This is a genomic window from Streptomyces sp. NPDC028368, from assembly GCF_055565615.1.
The window spans coordinates 1-16,968 of record NZ_JBVHTY010000027.1; the positions used below are offsets into that span (position 1 = coordinate 1).

At 67.9% G+C, this 16,968-nt stretch carries 17 protein-coding genes and 4 pseudogenes; 10 read left to right on the forward strand and 11 right to left on the reverse strand.

Annotated features, from left to right (window positions below; translation table 11 throughout):
* Positions 1-624: 624 nt before the first annotated feature.
* A complete protein-coding gene (locus ACZ4S3_RS38045; protein WP_467943131.1) occupies positions 625-813 on the reverse strand; it encodes a hypothetical protein in 189 nt (62 codons plus the stop codon).
* A 152-nt stretch (positions 814-965) separates the two neighbouring features.
* Positions 966-1,316 (reverse strand): annotated as a pseudogene (locus tag ACZ4S3_RS38050) (MerR family transcriptional regulator); the annotation flags it as partial.
* Between the two features lie 65 nt (positions 1,317-1,381).
* Between ACZ4S3_RS38050 and ACZ4S3_RS38055 the strand changes: the two are divergent.
* From ACZ4S3_RS38055 to ACZ4S3_RS38065, 3 genes and pseudogenes are all read left to right on the forward strand, one after another.
* Complete coding sequence (locus tag ACZ4S3_RS38055; RefSeq protein WP_467943133.1) at positions 1,382-2,521, forward strand: alkene reductase; 1,140 nt, start codon at positions 1,382-1,384, stop codon at positions 2,519-2,521.
* Between the two features lie 35 nt (positions 2,522-2,556).
* Complete coding sequence (locus tag ACZ4S3_RS38060) at positions 2,557-3,018, forward strand: hypothetical protein (protein ID WP_467943134.1); 462 nt, start codon at positions 2,557-2,559, stop codon at positions 3,016-3,018.
* A 77-nt stretch (positions 3,019-3,095) separates the two neighbouring features.
* Positions 3,096-3,224: pseudogene (locus ACZ4S3_RS38065) on the forward strand (lamin tail domain-containing protein); the annotation flags it as partial.
* Between the two features lie 126 nt (positions 3,225-3,350).
* Here ACZ4S3_RS38065 and ACZ4S3_RS38070 read toward each other — a convergent pair.
* Positions 3,351-3,818, reverse strand: coding sequence for an NUDIX domain-containing protein (locus ACZ4S3_RS38070; RefSeq protein WP_467943135.1), 468 nt, complete (start codon positions 3,816-3,818; stop codon positions 3,351-3,353).
* 209 nt (positions 3,819-4,027) lie between these two features.
* On the opposite strand from ACZ4S3_RS38070, the gene ACZ4S3_RS38075 reads away from it, so the two are divergent.
* The gene (locus ACZ4S3_RS38075; protein ID WP_467943136.1) at positions 4,028-4,441 is read left to right on the forward strand and encodes a hypothetical protein; all 414 of its coding nucleotides are present in this window, start codon (positions 4,028-4,030) and stop codon (positions 4,439-4,441) included.
* Between the two features lie 215 nt (positions 4,442-4,656).
* On the opposite strand, the pseudogene ACZ4S3_RS38080 reads toward ACZ4S3_RS38075, so the two are convergent.
* A pseudogene (locus ACZ4S3_RS38080) lies at positions 4,657-5,217 on the reverse strand (HNH endonuclease family protein); the annotation flags it as partial.
* 355 nt (positions 5,218-5,572) lie between these two features.
* Between ACZ4S3_RS38080 and ACZ4S3_RS38085 the strand changes: the two are divergent.
* From ACZ4S3_RS38085 to ACZ4S3_RS38095, 3 genes and pseudogenes are all read left to right on the forward strand, one after another.
* Positions 5,573-5,872 (forward strand): annotated as a pseudogene (locus tag ACZ4S3_RS38085) (transposase); the annotation flags it as partial.
* A gap of 273 nt (positions 5,873-6,145) precedes the next feature.
* Positions 6,146-6,826: a hypothetical protein gene (locus ACZ4S3_RS38090; RefSeq protein WP_467943138.1), complete on the forward strand. Its 681-nt coding sequence runs from the start codon at positions 6,146-6,148 to the stop codon at positions 6,824-6,826.
* Positions 6,827-6,890: 64 nt separating this feature from the next.
* Positions 6,891-7,364: a Tn3 family transposase gene (locus ACZ4S3_RS38095; protein ID WP_467943139.1), complete on the forward strand. Its 474-nt coding sequence runs from the start codon at positions 6,891-6,893 to the stop codon at positions 7,362-7,364.
* A gap of 183 nt (positions 7,365-7,547) precedes the next feature.
* Here ACZ4S3_RS38095 and ACZ4S3_RS38100 read toward each other — a convergent pair whose 3' ends face one another.
* From ACZ4S3_RS38100 to ACZ4S3_RS38110, 3 genes are all read right to left on the reverse strand, one after another.
* Positions 7,548-7,898 (reverse strand): antibiotic biosynthesis monooxygenase family protein, encoded by a 351-nt coding sequence (locus ACZ4S3_RS38100; RefSeq protein WP_467943140.1) that lies wholly within the window; start codon positions 7,896-7,898, stop codon positions 7,548-7,550.
* A 109-nt stretch (positions 7,899-8,007) separates the two neighbouring features.
* Complete coding sequence (locus ACZ4S3_RS38105; RefSeq protein ID WP_467943142.1) at positions 8,008-8,682, reverse strand: SDR family NAD(P)-dependent oxidoreductase; 675 nt, start codon at positions 8,680-8,682, stop codon at positions 8,008-8,010.
* Positions 8,683-8,957: 275 nt separating this feature from the next.
* Positions 8,958-9,431, reverse strand: coding sequence for a cupin domain-containing protein (locus ACZ4S3_RS38110; protein ID WP_467943143.1), 474 nt, complete (start codon positions 9,429-9,431; stop codon positions 8,958-8,960).
* A gap of 66 nt (positions 9,432-9,497) precedes the next feature.
* Here ACZ4S3_RS38110 and ACZ4S3_RS38115 point away from each other — a divergent pair, with 66 nt between their 5' ends.
* From ACZ4S3_RS38115 to ACZ4S3_RS38125, 3 genes are all read left to right on the forward strand, one after another.
* Positions 9,498-10,460 carry a DUF5937 family protein gene (locus tag ACZ4S3_RS38115; protein ID WP_467943144.1) on the forward strand — a complete coding sequence of 321 codons (963 nt, stop codon included), beginning with the start codon at positions 9,498-9,500 and terminating at the stop codon, positions 10,458-10,460.
* Positions 10,461-11,048: 588 nt separating this feature from the next.
* Positions 11,049-11,252, forward strand: coding sequence for a hypothetical protein (locus tag ACZ4S3_RS38120; RefSeq protein ID WP_467943146.1), 204 nt, complete (start codon positions 11,049-11,051; stop codon positions 11,250-11,252).
* Between the two features lie 301 nt (positions 11,253-11,553).
* Positions 11,554-12,447, forward strand: a complete 894-nt coding sequence (locus tag ACZ4S3_RS38125) for a methyltransferase domain-containing protein (protein ID WP_467943148.1) — start codon at positions 11,554-11,556, stop codon at positions 12,445-12,447.
* A 139-nt stretch (positions 12,448-12,586) separates the two neighbouring features.
* Here ACZ4S3_RS38125 and ACZ4S3_RS38130 read toward each other — a convergent pair whose 3' ends face one another.
* From ACZ4S3_RS38130 to ACZ4S3_RS38145, 4 genes are all read right to left on the reverse strand, one after another.
* Positions 12,587-13,495, reverse strand: coding sequence for a recombinase family protein (locus tag ACZ4S3_RS38130; protein WP_467943150.1), 909 nt, complete (start codon positions 13,493-13,495; stop codon positions 12,587-12,589).
* Between the two features lie 186 nt (positions 13,496-13,681).
* Complete coding sequence (locus tag ACZ4S3_RS38135; RefSeq protein ID WP_467943151.1) at positions 13,682-15,820, reverse strand: hypothetical protein; 2,139 nt, start codon at positions 15,818-15,820, stop codon at positions 13,682-13,684.
* A gap of 64 nt (positions 15,821-15,884) precedes the next feature.
* The gene (locus ACZ4S3_RS38140; protein WP_467943152.1) at positions 15,885-16,079 is read right to left on the reverse strand and encodes a hypothetical protein; all 195 of its coding nucleotides are present in this window, start codon (positions 16,077-16,079) and stop codon (positions 15,885-15,887) included.
* Positions 16,080-16,254: 175 nt separating this feature from the next.
* Entirely contained in the window at positions 16,255-16,719 is a 465-nt protein-coding gene (locus tag ACZ4S3_RS38145) for a hypothetical protein (RefSeq protein ID WP_467943154.1), read from the reverse strand.
* Between the last annotated feature and the right edge of the window lie 249 nt (positions 16,720-16,968).

Genomic DNA, 16,968 nt, shown 5'->3' on the forward strand with positions numbered 1-16,968 from the left:
AGGCGACCTACGCGCTCGCGTACGGGGCCCGTGTACGGCAGCTCAACGTACGGCCCCGCGGACTCCACTCCAGCCGATACAGCCACCCAACCCCCGGCGCGTCTACCTCACACGACCAGGTTCGACGGCAAAGAAGCCCGAACGACTGGGTTCACTGTCAAACGCCTCGCTTGGATGACAGCGGACAGCCGCTGCCCTTCCACTTGTATGAGGGGCAGCAGCCGGGGCCGTTTCGTCTCTGCCCCAGTTCACCTCATGGTTCTCACGTGCCTAACATGCCTTAACAGTGTGTGGGACGCTGACCTGCGGATCAGCTTGACAGCACTAGCTCCGAATGCCGTCCGAGCGCTCCTTGGCTCCAACCCTGGCCGTGGTGCGTGCCATCAACCAGGGAACCTGACCAAGGGAGGATCGCGGCCGCTGGACGCTGCTGTCCGCCGCCGTAGATATCGGGCCGCGCATGGGAACCTCCGTGGGGCCGGGGTGGCGGGCGAGCACCAGGTTTCCCCGTGAGTCGCACTATCGCGATCCATAGCATTCGATCGGGTGACCAGCGCGGCCACGCGACGCGACAGGCCGGCGTCGAGACTTATCCGGCGAGGCATGCGGGAGCCACGGCTGTGGCTACACCGGCTCGTACTCGAGGGCGGTGTCGGGGCAGGTGGTGGCGAGGTCGCGCAGGGCGTTGCGTTCGGTGTGGTCGACGGTGAGGTTCCATCTGTTGGCGCTCGGTGAAAATCCCCACCCCCTGCTCAGGGCTCCCCAGACCTGCTCCCCTTCCTTCCCCAGCCATGCGGGCTCGAGGTGGAACAAAGCGAGGATCGTGAGGTGAACGCTCGTCGTCAGGATGTTGACTGTCGCGTTGATGACGGTCTCGGGGACTGCGCGTGGCCTCTGGCAATCGGACCTCCGCGAACGGCCCCGACCGTGTCGGCGCGGGAGACAACGGAGGTATGCACTCCGGCCGAGGCCGTGGCGATGACTTCGCCCAGGACGTCGCGGGAGCGGATCAGGTCGGTGATCATTTGATTGATGCGGTCCAGTTCCGCAGTGAGTTCGTTGACCAGCCGTGGCGTGGCGATCTCGTTTGGGGCGCCGTCCGCGTCACGCATGCAAGGGAGCAGCTGCGCGATCTTCTTGCTGTTCAGCCCCGCGGCGTAGAGTGCCTGGATGCGGATGACCCGGTCGACCGCCCACTCGCCGTAGTGCCGTTGGCCACCCGGAGTACGCTCGGCGCTCAACAGCCCCTGCGTCTCGTAATAGCGCAGCGAACGCTCGCTCACCCCGCTGCGCCGAGCCAGTTCACCGATCCGCATTCCCCACCTCGCATGCCGACTCAGGACTTGAACCTGACACTGATGTCAGCTTCTACCGTACAGGCATGACGAACACACCAGTTGACTCCCGCCTCTTCGAACCCGCCCGCCTCGGCGCCCTGCGCCTGCCCAACCGCCTGGTGATGGCGCCAATGACCCGCAACCGCGCCGGGGCCGACGGTGTCCCGCAACCGATCATGGCCACCTACTACGCCCAGCGTGCCTCCGCGGGGCTGATCATCGCCGAGGCTTCCACACCGAACGCCGTGGGACAGACCTACCCCAACATCACCGCGATCTACAACGAGGCACACGTGGCCGGATGGCGACGCGTCACCGACGCCGTGCGCGATGCGGGCGGCCGGATGTTCCTACAGTTGCAGCACGGTGGCCGGGTCGGCCACCCCGACAACAGCGGGTTGACGCCGGTTGCGCCCTCGCCGGTCCCGCTCCCGGAGACGATCTTCACCCCCGGCGGGCACCAGCCCTCCGTCGTGCCGCGTGAGATGACCACCGACGAGATCCACTCCACCGTGGCCGACTTCGCGGCCGCCGCCCGCAACGCCATCGACGCGGGCTTTGCCGGAGTGGAGGTGCACAGCGCCAACGGCTACCTTCTGCACCAGTTCCTGGCGCGGGGAACCAACCACCGCACCGACGCCTACGGCGGCTCGGTGGCCGGCCGCATTCGGTTCACGGTCGAGGTGGTCCAAGCCGTCGCCGACGCGATCGGCCCGGAGCGGGTAGGCGTGCGGATCTCGCCCGGACTCACCGTCAACGGCATAGACGAGGGTGACACCGAGGACATCTACCCGGCGCTCATCGCTGCCCTGGCCGATGCCGGCCTTGCCTACCTGCACGTCGTCTTCGCGGATCCGGACCAGCCCCTCTTCCAGGAGATCCGGAAGACGTGGCCGGGCACGCTGGTCGCCAACCCGGTCCTCGGGAGGGGGAAACCGTTGCCGGCCGATGGCGGAAAGCACGAGGGCGAGCGGCTGCTCGCCGCAGGAGCCGAACTGATCTCGCTCGGCCGCCCGTTCCTTGCCAACCCCGACCTGGTGGAACGACTGCGCATCGGCGCACCGCTCAACCCGGTGCGAGACCAGGGCCTGATGTACACGGGCGGTGAGACCGGGTACACCGACTATCCGGTGCTGGCCGCCGCCGAGCACCGACCCGAGACACCCGAACCCCTCGGAACGTGACCACCGCGCGGTGCATCAGTGGGTTCGGTTGGAGCATGAGGGTGCTGTGCAAGCCGAAGAGCTTCGGCCGTGACATCGGCGTCGATCTGTGCCGGTGTTCTGTCGCTGTATTCGAGGGTGTCGTACTCGTCGTCCAGTTCGGCGAGTCGCTCGGCCAGGGGCAGCTCGTGCCCGAAGTGCTGGTGGGTCCGGAAGGCCAGCTCGCGTGGCGTCAGCTTGCCGGCAAGCATTCGGGCGGCAAGTGCTCGTGTGGCGGCTTCCTGTCCGGCAACGCTGCCCACTGGGTAGAAGGTGAGGCCCAGTTCGTCGAGTGCTGGGGGAAGGAGGTCGGGGACGTCGTACTCCGCCTCCGTGCGGGTGCACGCGGCCAAGATCCGCAGGGCAGGACTGTCGAGGCCGGCAGTGAGTGCATCACAGGCAGCAGTGACGACGTGGGTTGCGTGTGTCTCGCCAATACTCCTGAGAGCGGCACGGTCCTGAAGCTCGCGGGCTGCTGATTCGGTCGACGGCATCTGTCCATGGTCTCGTCACTGAGGTGAGCAGGTCGAGCGGGTTTCACTGCGATACCTGCTGCGACAACCGCTTCGACCTTTTCCAGGACCGCCGCGCCTACGTCTGGGACAACAACGGCGACACCGCCACCCTGCGCAACGACCACCACCGCATCGTCGACACCAAGAGCTGGGGCCGCCATGGCCACTGACCGCTGAACCGCTGGTGAGACCTGGTCACTCCCACCAGCCCTTGGTGCGCCGCAGCCCTGCGTCTGCGGCGCACCGCCATCTCGGGCCAGCTCTCGCCCGCATACGGTGATCGCTGTGACCGCACGTCATGCACGATCACGATCACACCACGGGCCGTCCGGCACCCGGGCGCCGAGCACAGACAGCAACTGCGGCGGCTCAACCGGGTCCGGCAGCGAGCCCAGGTCGGACCACGCGATCCAGGCGTCCGTATCCAGGTTGGTCTGCTCATGGGGAAGCAGGCCAGTCCGCACCAGCGATGGCTGCTCGTCGGTGAATCGAGCGACGAGGAAATGCTCCGTCCCGATGTACCGCTTGCCGTTCCACTGCACATCACGGTCGACTGGTACCGACCGATCAAGGACCGCATCCGGGTCGAGTCCGGTTTCCTCGGCCAGTTCGCATCGTGCCGCCACCAGCGGTGTCTCACCCGGCTCGATGCCGCCGCCGGGCGGCTCCCAGAGCCATGTTCCGTCGAACGGATCACGCCAGTGCAGGAGAAGCAGGCGGTGGGTAGCGTCCAAGCAGATGACCCGGGCGGCCGGCCGGTGCATAGAATCCACCGCCCTGACGCTAGGCGGTGCCCGAAATGTCGATCAAGGCTTTGGCTGTGTCGACCGAACCTCAAACACGACCTGGTACGAGGCACCGCTCAGGGGCAGCAAGAAAAACAGGCTGAGCTGTGGCATTTATATGGTCGGCTGGTTCTGTGGAAGCGATATGGACAAGTCTCGTAGCGGTTGCCGGCACGCTGTTGGGTTCCGTGATCACACATGTCTTCCAGCGGAATGCGTCGCAGCGCAGTGAGCTGTTCGCACGGTCCGAGGCGCTCCGGCAGGAGCGCACAACCGCGTACGGTGCGTTCGCTGCAGCAGCGGAGGACTACCGTTACGGTCAGGCGGCCCGCTGGTACCTCAAGTTGGACGAGCCGGATGGAGAGGCATTCCTCGTCGCCCGGGATGAAGCACACCGACTCCGGACAGTGGCACGGCAAGCGCTCTATCGGGTCAAACTGCTCACCGAGGATGGGGAAGTGACCCGCGCGGCCGAATCGGCCTACCAGTGCACGTGGGATCTGTCGAACGCCCAGGACCGAGCGGAGCGGGACAGACGGGACGCGCAAGCCAGGCTCGCCATCGAGGCGTTCATATCCCAAGCTTCGCTGCTGGTACGTTGAATGGGGAGCACCTGCTGTCACGTGGTCACGCCCTGCCGAGGCGGGGGACGGTGCCTTACATCTCGCACATTGCCTTTGGTCCTGCTCCAGGCGCCCAGCGCTCCTGCGACGTCCGGGGGCCCGTAGCCAGCGGGCCCCCGCCGTGCAGACGGAGTCGCTCAACCTCGATGGTTCAGGTCTAAAACCTTCGCAGAGCGGGAGACCGGAGCCGACGGTTATACCGGTTCGTACTCGAGGTCGGTGTCGGGGCAGGTGGTGGCGAGGTCGCGCAGGGCGTTGCGCTCGGTGTGGTCGATGGTGAGGTCCCAGCGGAGTTTGGTGGCGACCCAGTCGGCGACATAGGTGCAGTGGGCCTCGGCGGCCGGCGGCATCCACTCGGCCGGGTCCTGGTCGGCCTTGGAACGGTTGGTCTTGGCCGTGACCGCGACCAGGCTGCGTTCGGCGTCGAGGTCGTTGGCGTAGGCCGGGCGGCGGGCGGCGGTCCACTGGAAGGCACCCGAGTCCCAGGCCTCGGCCAGCGGCACCATGTGGTCGATGTCGAGGCCCTTGGGGTCGGTGACTGTCTGCTGGTCGGAGTAGCTGAACCATTCGCCGCCCAGGATCTTGCAGCCGGGTCCGATCTCGGCGGGGATACGGGATTCGGCGATAAGGACCTCAGCCCGGGTGTTGCAGCCGTCGCGGTCCGCGTCGACCCAGTGCTTGAACTTGGTGCGTTCATAGCCGTCGCGGCTCTCGGCGGCCTGGGGGAGGGATTCGATCGCATCGTGGAGGCTGAGTACCTGTTTTCTACGCTGGCGTGGTGTCCAAGGGCGCCGGACGGGCCGAGGAGCGGATCTGTCGGGCTTGTGGCGAACGGCTGAGGCCGGGGGTCCGGCCTGATGCCTCGTTCTGTTCCTCGGCGTGTCGTGCCAGGCAGTGGCGCACGGACCGGCGGTTGCCCAAGCGCCTGGCGGCCGTGCAGGACGGTGCGGGCGAGGTCGAGTGTCCCGAGTGCGGGGCCCGGTGGATCGCTGGCGTCGACCGGAGGTCGGCGGCCTTGTACTGCGACGCGGTGCAAGGTGAGGGCCTGGAGGCGCCGGAAGGAAACGTTCGGCGAATGGTCACAGTAACCGCATCGCGAACGCATCCTGAGTCCAATTCCGTCTCCGTCTGATACACCCCGAAATCACCATCGTCTGGGCCGACTCCGCCTATGCCGGAAGGCTCGTGACCTGGGGCAAACAGCACCTGAACCTCACGATCAAAACCGTCAGCCGCCCCAAGGACAGCTCCGGCTTCGTCGTGCTTCCGCGCAGGTGGGTCGTGGAACGGTCGCTCGCCTGGATAATGCACGCCTGCCGGCACGCACGGGACTACGAACGACTCGTCCAGCACTCCGAAACGTTGATCACGTGGGCCGCCATCACGCTCATGACCAGGCGGCTCACCCGCAAGGCAGCCCGTCAGGCCGGACCACCGGCAACCCGGCCAGACCAACTCGCGCGGGCCGCCTGATCTACTCACCGGGATCCTGCCGGGCCCTACCCTCGTGGGACTCTCCCAGCATCCGCCGCGGGAGCTGAGAAGATGACGGCGCCTCACTATCTACGTTGCAGGGAATTCCGTTCCTCTGACCAAGACAATCACGGTGAGAGATCAAATCCACAGGCGGGAGACGACCGGATGGCTGCATCGAGGGCCGCCCTCACTCGGGACAGCCTGCGAATGAAGATCACCGTCCAGCAGGTGCGACTCGGGGACGAGGAATACCGAGTGATCAGCCCATTCAAACCACTAAAGAACGGGGCCCTCTACAAATACAAATCTGACCAATACAACATGTATGTGGACCGGACGGACGGCCGACGCATTGGCGCCCTGTGGCTGCTCGCAGCGCGATCCCCGAGGTCCTTGGTCTACCTTCCGATGCGCACCCCTGCAAAGGAGCTCGGGGGCGTCCACGACGACGAGACGCCGCTCGACCTCGTGCTGGCCCACCGGGCATTACAGTTCCGGCCGTCCCGATGGAAGAAGCTGCGGGCGCACATTCGTGCAGGGAACGCTCCCCGCGACATACGAACCGCAAGGCTGCCCGAGGGAGACCTGCCGGCCGACACCTGCGAGATCAATTACGCGGCACCAAGCGATCCAGAGAACAGGAACCTGCTCCACCAGCACGTCCACGCCGAGACCCTGTTCCTGACAGGCAGTGCGACGGCGTTTCGGGAAGCGGCTCCGCACATATTCACCGTCACGAAGGAAGGCCCTCCCGCTGCCGCTACAGAGCTGTACATTTCAGGCGGATGTAACTACCACGTCTGCCGGAGCATCTACCACTGGCCAGATTTGCATGCACACGGGTGGGAACAAATCCACGTGGAGTTCTGCCCGCCATGGTCGAGATGATCAGACGCGGACTGACCAGGCAGGAAATCCACCCGAGGAGCCCACATTCGGATCGCCTGGTCACATGAAGAACGTCGGCTCGGCCCGGCTGTACCGGCCAGCCGCCGGGGAGGACGACACCTGGCCCCATCTGGCGCCGGTGCTGTCCACCAAGACGATCAACTGGGACCTGATCCGCCAGCAGTACGACCAGATCGTGAAGTACACCACCGCCCTGCGCCTGGGCACCGCCGAGGCCGAGCAGGTCCTGCGCCGCTTCACCCGCGGCGGCCCCAAGCACCCCACCTACCAGGCGATCGAGGAGCTGGGCCGCGCCGCACGCACGGCGTTCCTCTGCGACTACCTCACCGACGCCGACCGGCGGGCCCTGTCCCCGCTGTTCTGGACCCACGTGAACCCCTACGGCCGGTTCGAGCTGGACATGAACTCCCACCGCGACCTCGCCGCCGCCACGGCCACGGTGCCCGGCCCCCGCACCGCGCCCGAGGCGGAAAGCGCACAGTCGGCTGCGGACGGTGCGGCCGGGTCGGCATCCTGAAGCCCCGTCCGCCTGGCGTCGCTCCCTGGGGTGAAACGCCGGGCCGAGGAGGGCTTGGCCATGGGGTGAGGAGGGGATGGGCATGGCGCGTTCGTCAGGAGTGTCGCTGGCCGAGCGAGTGGGAAGGGTGCCGTGCAGGGCGGGGTCGCTGACGAGCACAGTGACGCCTGTACAGCTCCGGTGTCATACGTCGACCCGCTCGAAGATGTGCGGGTACGACACGATGTCGTCGGGGAACTCGGCCGCCATGCGCTGGAACTCCGGGCTGCCGAACGCCGTGGCGAGAGCCTCGGTCGACTCCCAGACCGCGACGTTCATCAGAAGTCGACTGCCCGCCGTTCCCTTGTGCATCTGCAGGGAGACGAATCCCGGCTGAGCCTTCATGAACTCCGCCTGCCTCCGAAAGAGGGTCAGGAACGCCTCGGTCCTCTCCTTCGGAACCAAGAAGGTGTTGGCCAGGACGATGGGCCCGGCCTCCTCCTTGAACTGCGCGAACACCGGCGTATTCGAGTCCAGGCTCTGCAGCTTGGCCATCTTCGGTACTTCCTCTCGCAATCGGTTGTCCCATGGCACCGAGGCCGGCCACCGCCGTACTGGCGGTTCAGGGATCAACGATGGTGGGACGGGGAGGGCCGGGACGGCGTCACACGGTGAAGACGCGCTCGACTTCGTCGCGCTGCGTGTGCAGGGCCCAGTAGAGGGGGGCGACCTCCTCGGCCGAGGCCGCCGGTACTCCGGGCGGGCCATCCGTGCCGATCCACACGCCGATGGCGACGTGCGCGGCCTGGACGCCGGTGTCGGCCAGTTCCTTGTGCAGGCTGAGTACCCAGTTGCGCAGCGCGGCCTGGGCGGCGTTGAGGTTGCCGAGCATCGGAGTGGGGTTGACCGAGCCGGCGCCGTTGGTGTAGAGCAGGGTGCCCGCGCCGGCCTCGCGCATTGCGGGCAGCACGGCCCGTGTGGCGGCGATGGCCCCGTAGAGCAGGAAGTCCATCGCCCACTGCACATCGGACGGGTTGGTCTCGGATGGAGCGGTGAGCGGCGTGGATTCGATGTTCCCGGCTGGGGAGTACTCCAGGACGTCGATGCCGCCGAAGCGGGTGACGGCGTCCTTGAGCGCCTGGGTGAGTGCGTCATGGTCGAGTACGTCCGCGGGGAATGCGGCGGCGGTGATGCCTTCGGCGTCGAGCCGGCCGGCCAGGTCGTTGAGCTTGTCGCGGTTGCGGGCGATGAGAGCGACGTCGAAGCCGCGGGAGCCGAAGGTACGGGCGATGGCCAGGCCCATACCGGGGCCGGCTCCGACGATGGCGATGCTGGGCACAGTGAATCCTTTGCTGGGAAACCCGTTGGGATAGGGGTGGATCGGGCGACGGTGAGCGCGATCTTGCCGAGGGTGCTGGCGCCGAACGTGGTGAACGCCTCGCCAGCCTGTTCCAGGTCGTAGGCGGAGTTCACCAACGCCTTGAGGGCCACTGCGGACGAAGTCGGCCTCCGGACCCGGCTCGGCGGTGGCGATCACGCACGGGAGCAGTTCTACGAGCGCATTCCAGGTAGTGGGGTGGGTCGGGGGCGGGGCGCGTGCCGTTGCCGGTGCCCTCACCGCTCGTGGTCGTCGACGAAGTGGTTGTCGTGGGCTTCGTGGAGCCGGCTCAGGCCCCGCTCGTTCACGGTGGCGAGCTGTGCGAAGTACTTCTCCCGCGGTACGCCTGGCGAGAGTGCCATAAGGAGGGTGGCAGGTTCGGCGCGCTCCTTCCGGAGGGCGTGGACGTCACCCACCGCGGCATGCGTGGTGTCGCCGGGCAGCAGTGTTCGCCAGGCCTGCCCATCGAAGTAGTCGACTTCACCTTCTTCAACGATGAAGGTCTCGCTGAAGGTCGTGTGAAAGTGCGGGGCAGGTCCCCGGCTGGAGGGCGACATGCGCCATCGGTAGATGCTCACGATCCCGTTGGTCTCCGCCGGGCCGGCGAGGACTTCGATGGTCGATCCGCCGGCGCCCAGCCGGATCGTTCGCGTCTGTTGGGCTCGCTGGGGTTGCTTGGAAAACCGGGCTATCGACTCCGTGTCGGTCATGAGCCGAGTCTCGGGGCTTCGCCGTTCTGCTCGCGCTCACTTCGGCGGTGGCCTAACAGTAGTGGAGTGATCCGCTACCGATTGGGCGTTGGTGCTGCGAGCGTGCGCTGGGCGATGTCGCCGATGCACGAAGTGGTCAGTCTTGCCCAGCTCTTGACCGAACCGCAGCGTCACCCGATGTTCCACCCGTGGCTTCGCCGTCGCCATCACCGTCTCTCGCTCCCGGACCTGCGGGCGCTCACGGTCTTCATGGCCGATGGCGCGTATCGACCCGACTTCCTTGACCCATCGCCGATGTCCAGCGAGTCAACGTTCGAGGAAGGCATGGATGCTCTCCTCGCCGCGCCGGCGGACCAGACGTACGCCGAGCTGGTCGACGCTACGAGGGGGCGTGGGGCGGAAATGGGCCGCCGATTGCTCGATGACCCGGACCGAGCCAGGTCCGAGGCCGCCGATGCGCTGCGCCGCCTCTGGAAGGCAGTTGTAGAACCGGAATGGCCGTCCATGCGGCAGGCGCTGCGTGCCGAGATGCTGGATCGGGCCATCCAGGTCAACCGCGAGGGGTTGCGCGCAGTCCTTCCGCGCCTGCACCCTTCCGCTGCGTGCGAGGGCGACACCATCACCGTCGAGAAGACCGTCGACATCGACGTCGACTGCCCTGAGGGACTCATTCTCGTTCCGTCGCTGTTCATCACCGACCGGATGCAGTGCACCACCTCGGACCACTGGACTCCGGCGATCTATTACCCGGCATCCGGGCGGTACCTCTGGGCGGCACCTCCCACTCCGAGGTCGCTTGACCGTCTTCTGGGGGTGACTCGATCGAGGATCCTGGCCGCGCTCGCCACTCCGCTGCAGACGACCGTTGTGGCCAGGCTGGTGAGCGTCACGCCCCCGACGGCCAGCGAACACCTGGCAATCCTGCGAGACGCCGGGTTGATCGACAGTAGCCGGGCCGGTCGCACGGCCACGCACGAGCTCACCAAGGCTGGACGTGCTCTCCTGGACGCGGCCTCGCCGCGGCCATGACACGTCGGGGAGCTGCTGGTGGCCAGTCAAGCGTGGCGCCTGGGGCCTGTCGTCAAACTCCCGCCTGCCCCGCGACGCCTGGCACGCCCGCTCGCTGCGTTGTCGGGCTCGCCCCGATACGCCCAGTATCGGGGCGACCCTCCGCCTTGCGATCGCGCTCGGCATCCGCTGGCTTTGTGGAGCCGAGACGGAGTGAGTGCAGCGAACGCAGTGCACCAGACGCCGCGGGGCCCGCCCTTCGGGCGAACGACGGGAGTTTGACGACAGGCCCTAGCGCAACCAACCCCCTCGGCGGCCCGCACGACGCCGTCGTCGACTGCAAGCCGCTGCCCGCGAAGCCTGAACAGATGACCCCAGCCGTCCCCGCCGACCACTGGTGATCTTCACCGAAGGCGAACAGGGGCCAGGGGTACACCCGGGGCTACTCTCACATCGTCGGGCCTGCGGGGCGGATTAGTGATACTGCGCCCGGTGACCATGGTGTCCGTATCGATTCCCGGGGCCGGGGGGGGGGACCGACCGCTGACCATCTACGCAGAAACCTTCCCCTGTCCAGTCCCGCTGGACCTTGGGGAGTGGGAGGACACTGTGGAGTTCACCCTGACCGGAAACGGGGGGCGGCTCTGGGCGGTGCCGGAGGAGGACTACCGCGGGGAGGAGGATCACGTCATGAGTGCGTTCCTGCCCGATCCGGCGCCCGGATGCCGGTGGCACGTCACAATGCAGACGCGGGGCCGGGACGGCGAGCGTGAGCAGGAAGAGTACCTGGTGAGTGTCTGGCTCGAGGCCTGAGCAGGCTGGCACGAGGGCGTGCCTGAGGCGGGACACAGGCTTCCCAGGGCCGTCCCCTGAGCCCATTGTGGCGTGGCTCCCAAGCGCTCAGGGCGGCATTGCCAACCGGCCGTAGCCGACAGTCCGGTCAGCGCGCTGTCCCGCGCCTGGTGCGCTGACTGTGGGGGCCGAATACACGTACCCCTTCCGGCGCGTCACGGTGCAGAACCGTGCTGTAGGACGTGCGGGGTTCGCTGGCCGTGTGAGATATCCCCCTCCCGTCGTCGTGGCGCTGGTGGTCTGGGGAGGTGACCATGTAGTGATGACCTCCTCGCCCCGCCCGCCGCACGTCGCCGGCCGACCGGATCCGATAGGCGGGACTACCGCACTCGGTGGAGAGCCCGCTCCCGCCCGCGGGTACCTGCTGGACAACGCGCGCGCCGAGGCGGGCGAGCGATTCGTTTGGCTGGCCGAGCTGTTCGACGGTGTGACGCGGGGGCACTTCGATCGACTGGGGGTCAGGGTTGGCTCGCGCTGCTGGGAGGTGGGGGCCGGTGGCCGCAGTATCCCGGAGGCGCTCGCGGCGGCCGTCGGTCCGACCGGGCACGTGCTGGCCACGGACATCAACCCGTCGTGGCTGAAGGCAGGCGGCGGGTACGAGGTGCGCCGGCACGACGTCGCCGCTGATCCGCCCCCGGAGCCGGGGACGTTCGATCTGGTGCACGCCCGGCTCGTGCTGGTCCATGTACCCGACCGGGCTCGGGCGTTGGCCACGATGGCGGCGGCGCTGCGGCCCGGCGGCTGGCTGCTGGTCGAGGACGCCGATACCGCTCTGCAGCCACTGGCATGCCTGGACGACAGCGGCCCGGCGCAGCGGCGGGCCAACCGGCTGCGAGACGCGGTCCGGGAGCTGCTGACGCGCCGCGGCGCGGACCTGCGCTACGGCCGGACACTGCCGCGGGGATTGCGTGAGGCCGGCTTGGTAGATGTCGCCGCGGCGGGCTCTTTCCCGGTCGGCGGGCCGGCCTGCGACCGGCTGGAGGCGGCGACCATCCGGCACGTGCGCGGCGAGCTGCTCGCGGCCGGCCTGGCCGACGACGCCGAGATCGACGCGCACTTGGCTGCCATCCACGCGGGCGAACTCGACCTGACACTAGCGCCGCTGATCTCGGCCTGGGGACGCCGTCCAGCCGAGGACCCGCCGGCACTCGGTTAGGTGCGGATCCAGGCGTTGTCCGACCTGCCCACAGCGCTGTTCGTCGAGGAGATTTTCGGGCCGCAGGAGTAGCCCCTTACTTCTTGATGGGGCCGCCCGTAGCTTCGGGGTCCCGCCGGTATTCCTCCTGGATTGAACGCTAAGGAATCGGGGCTATCCGGGTGCCTTCAGCGGCTGTGGCCGTCTGTTCGTCGTGCTCACGCAGCATCCGCATGACGGTGGCGGGTGAGGGGTGCCGGCCCTTCTTCTTGCCGGTGGTGATGACGAGCCGCTTGGCGATGTCTCGCAGGCTCATCTCCAGCTCGCGCAGGTGGAGGGCCATGGACAGCATGGACTCGTCAGTGACTCCCGCGCCGCCGATCGTCTTGCCGCGCTTGCGGGCGGACTCGTGGCCTTCCAGGGTGCGGTCGCGGATGTACTCACGTTCCATGCCTGACAGGGCGGCCAGCACGGTGAACACGACTCCGGAGGGGTCATGTGAGCCCTGGAGCTCACCGGTGAGAAACTCCAGGCCGACGTCGCTCGCCTTCAGTTCCTCGGCCAGAGTCGCCAGTTCGATGCCGCGGCCGAGCCGCTTGTGCTCGTGGACGACGAGTGTGACGCGCACCCTGGAGGCGCGTAGTTCGCCGGCGAGGGCGACGGCCTTGTCCAGTTCGGGGCGCTGGGTGGCGCGGGTGGAGATCTTCTCGGAGAAGATCCGGGTCACTCCGGCTTCGGTGAGAGAGTCGAGCTGGGAGTCGAGAGACTGCCGGGCCGTGGATGCACGGGCGTACCCCAGGCGGGCGTGCCCGACGGGTTCGGCGCCGGTGTACCTCGGCCGGGGCAGCTCGGCCCAGGCCGAGCCGGGCTTGCGCACGGCGGGGGTCGGTACGTTGAGGGCTTTGGCAAGTTGGGGCACGAGGCGGAAGCGGGCGGTGTGGTACTGGATGGCCACCTTGCCCTTGCCGGTGCGGCATGGCGAGCCCGCGGGGGCGCCGCAGGTGGGCATCGGACAGTCGTGCGATTCCACGCGCTTGAAGGCGTCGCTCACGAGTCCTGACTGGTTCATGAGTTGTTGCAAACTGTCGAGCCGTTAGCAACAACTCATGAAACACGGTTCGACCTGGACGCGTCTGCGCGGTGACGGTGTTTCACAGGCGAACACCTATGAAACGTCGGCTTCGCGCCCCCTGTGGCTGTCAGCTGCCGCGCTGGAACATCGCGGGGACCGTGACGGTGGCTACGTAGGCCTGCCTCACTCCTTAGCGGCGTTGAGCGTCTCCCGCACTCGCGTGACCTCCCACGGGACGTCCTCCACGGGCCAGCTCGTGCTCAGTTCCTCAAGCATGGCGCGATGGTCCTCGATGACCTCGTCCCACATCAGCCCCCATGCCGCAGCGGCTTGAACTTCCACCTCGGTACAGTGCGTCGCCCGGACGAGCGCGTGCACGGAGTTGGTCCCCGGAGACTCGTCCAGCAGTTCCAGTGCCCTGACGCGGTCATTCAACGGCACGCTCTCGTCGCAGGCGACATTCCCAAGCGCCTCGACGAGCCGTAGGTCAGCCTCCTCTGCGCCCTTGAACACCGTTTCCACCGCATCGAGAGCCCGCTCGCGAACGTGATCGCTCGCGGCGGCCTCCACGACCTCGGCCAGCAGGGACGGCTCTTGCGCTGCCACGACGTCCAGCGCCGACAGCGCGGTGAGGTGCTTGGCCTCGGGCCCGTACATGCGGCTGAGCTCGGCCGGTGAGGGGGGCCGCCGCAGAACCTCCCGGATGCGGTCCAGGACGAGTGCCCTCTCAGGTTCACGTGCTTCCTCGCCGCCCCGCTTCACGGCGCCGTCGGGACTCCACCAGTGGTCCAGGGCGATGCCCACGGCTGCTTGGTCGTCGCTTTCGAGCAGCGTGCGAAGCGCCCGGTGATACGACTCGTCCACCGTGGGAGCCCTCAGCCTCTTATGGGCGCGATACAGGTCCGGGTCCGCCAGCCGGTGTCCTTCCCAGTGGACGCTGTGCGGCTTGCCGAAGATCAGCTCAATGGGGTCCTGGCCCCAGGGGCGCTGGGGAGGCCGGTCGCCCCAGCTTTCGGCAACCTCCTCCAGGATGGCGCGGTGCCGATCCAGGCCTCCCGTCCTGACCAGGAAATAGGACGCGTGGGCCTGCACCTTCGGCTCACCCTCGCAAAGCGCCCGCAGGAGAATGCCGTCGGCGTCCGCGCCGAGGCTGTCGGCCAGGATGCGGATCGCTGTCTCCTTCGTGCCGACGGACGGGTTGAAGATCAGGTCGCCCAGGGCGGCGACGAGCCTCTCGTCCTTCACCTCGGCCTCGTCGAGCACGCCGTAGGCCATCCAGATGGCCTCCTCGCGCACCGCGTCCGAGTCCGTGCGCGTGAGAACGTCCAGCAGGAGGTCGGCGTCGCCGGGCTCGGCGTGCCGCTTCCCGATCATGTTCAGGGCGCTCACCTCGGCGGGAGACATCGGCCGCCGGAGCACCTCACGAGCGCGGTCCAGCACCTCGGACAGGTAGGCCTCGGCACGTTCCTCGTCCTCTACCAGGACGTAACGCAGCCCCTCCGAGGACTCGTAATGGTCGAGCGCGATGCCCACGGCGACCGGGTCCTCGCTGCGCAGCAGGGTGGCGAATGCTTGCAGGCATCCCACGTCGCTGAGCGGGAACCTCAGCTCGTCATGGGCCTTCCGGAGTACCGGATCGCCCAACTCGGTGCCTTTCCAATAGGTGCTGTGGAAGCCCTCGAGCGCTTCGCGAATGTGCGCGGCCTCCCAACCCGCGTCCTTGGGCCAGGACTTTGCGAGCCGCCTGACGCGGTCGCGGTGGAGGCGGAGCCGCAGGGGCGTCGCGAGACAGCCCGCTGCGCACACCTGGAGTTCCAGTTCGGACGACGCACTGAGACGGACGATGAGGTCCTCGACCTCCGGGAGATCGAGATCGTCCAGGGCTTGCATGGCGTTCTTGCGATCCCGCACATCGAGGCCCTCGTCCAGCACCATGGTGGTGATCAGCGCGAGCAGTCGCCGGTTCGGCTCCTCGCCCGCCGCGAGGGCGGTGCCGGCCGCGAGAAGCGCATCCTCCCGCACACCAGCGTCCGTGGCGCTTTCGAGGGCGTCGGCGATCAAGCCTGCGTCCTCCTCCTCGGCGAGATGCCACATCACGGTCAGAGCGCTCGCGTGGCTGCGGCCGGACGAAGGTTGCGCGAGGAGCTCTCGGGCGACGAAGCGCACCTCGTTGGCCAGCGGCCAGTAAGGGTTGTCCACGCCCCACCTGGTGGTCGCCTGTGCCGACCGGTAATCGTCCAGAGCCCCGCAGACGACGTCGATGTCGTCGCTCTCCAGCTGGGTGCTGAACTCCCCGAGGCGGGACTTCTCGTCGTCGCTCACGAGACCTCCTTCATAATCACCTCTTAAGGCTGGCAGAGCTGTCCGGCCGGCGCCCGGCCGGGTCCTAGATCCAGGCGAGGGGTCCGGCGAGCATCTCCAGGACCAGGCCGTGGGCGGTGAGGTGGTCGGCGAGCGCGGTGAGTTCGGCGGCGTCGCGGCCCGGCTGCTTCCTCTCATACACGGTCAGGGGACGCGGCAGAACGGGGTGCGCCTTGATCTCCCCGACGGTCGTGAGGGCGTTCTCGAAGCCCCTGGCCACCCCCGGTACGGGAAAGCAGCACCCGCCCAGGACCGGTGAGAGATCGGGCCAGGGTGCTCGCACCGTCGGCCCCGGCACCACACTGCTCGACGGGGATCGCGGGGGAACAGCTGGCTCTGGCGGCTGGTGGCCAGCGTCCGCTCCAGCTTCGGCAGGTCCAGCTTCGGCAGGAACTTCAGCGCCGAAGCAGCGGCCCTGCCTCTTCGACGCCTTGGATGTCGAGGTGTTTGGCGAGGCGCCGCAGTGGCTGGTTGAGGGTGCGGTAACGGGCAGTCAGCTCGGCGGCGAAGCTGTCCTCGGCCGGGCGGGCCGGCTCACCGACGGTGCGGGCTGCCTGGTGGGTGGCGGTGATATCGAGCAGGGCGAAGGCCGCGCGCACGTCCTGTTCCGGATCGGCGGCGGCGTGGGCGAGGGTGATCCACGCCTCGCGGAGCATCAGCGCCGCGCCGTCCAGGTCGTACAGGGTGCGCAGCCGGGCCTTCTCCGCCCGGTGTGCGGAAGAGCGGGTGAGGTCGGCCATCAGGATGTCGAACACGTCGATCGCCTCGTCCGCGGCGCGGGTGCGCATGGCGGCGGCGAAGGCCACCAGGGTGGCTATCTTCCGCGGGGAGGCGAGGTCGGCGACGGCCTGAGCACGCACCGAGGAGGCGTAGCAGGCCAGGGCCGTCAGTCGCCCGGCGGGGATGTCGGACAGGTCCCAGCTACAGGCGCCGAGTTTGTTGCTCTCGATGCACCGGTCGATGGCTTTCCCTGCCCCGGGCGCGGTGATCGCGCGCGGAGAGCGGCGTAGCCGGTCCGGTTTGGAGGTGCGGTGGCTGTTCTCGACCGGCAGCAGCCCTTCCCGCGCGGTGTACTGGGCTGGGTCGGGCAGGGCGGCCAGGATGCGCCA

Excerpts from the sequence above, each read along its gene's own strand:
- ACZ4S3_RS38130 (WP_467943150.1), bottom strand. The coding sequence starts at position 13,495 with ATGAACCAGTCAGGACTCGTGAGCGACGCCTTCAAGCGCGTGGAATCG.
- ACZ4S3_RS38090 (WP_467943138.1), top strand. The coding sequence starts at position 6,146 with ATGAAGATCACCGTCCAGCAGGTGCGACTCGGGGACGAGGAATACCGA.
- ACZ4S3_RS38055 (WP_467943133.1), top strand. The coding sequence starts at position 1,382 with ATGACGAACACACCAGTTGACTCCCGCCTCTTCGAACCCGCCCGCCTC.
- ACZ4S3_RS38100 (WP_467943140.1), bottom strand. The coding sequence starts at position 7,898 with ATGGCCAAGCTGCAGAGCCTGGACTCGAATACGCCGGTGTTCGCGCAG.
- ACZ4S3_RS38125 (WP_467943148.1), top strand. The coding sequence starts at position 11,554 with ATGACCTCCTCGCCCCGCCCGCCGCACGTCGCCGGCCGACCGGATCCG.
- ACZ4S3_RS38110 (WP_467943143.1), bottom strand. The coding sequence starts at position 9,431 with ATGACCGACACGGAGTCGATAGCCCGGTTTTCCAAGCAACCCCAGCGA.
- ACZ4S3_RS38060 (WP_467943134.1), top strand. The coding sequence starts at position 2,557 with ATGAGGGTGCTGTGCAAGCCGAAGAGCTTCGGCCGTGACATCGGCGTC.
- ACZ4S3_RS38070 (WP_467943135.1), bottom strand. The coding sequence starts at position 3,818 with ATGCACCGGCCGGCCGCCCGGGTCATCTGCTTGGACGCTACCCACCGC.
- ACZ4S3_RS38095 (WP_467943139.1), top strand. The coding sequence starts at position 6,891 with ATGAAGAACGTCGGCTCGGCCCGGCTGTACCGGCCAGCCGCCGGGGAG.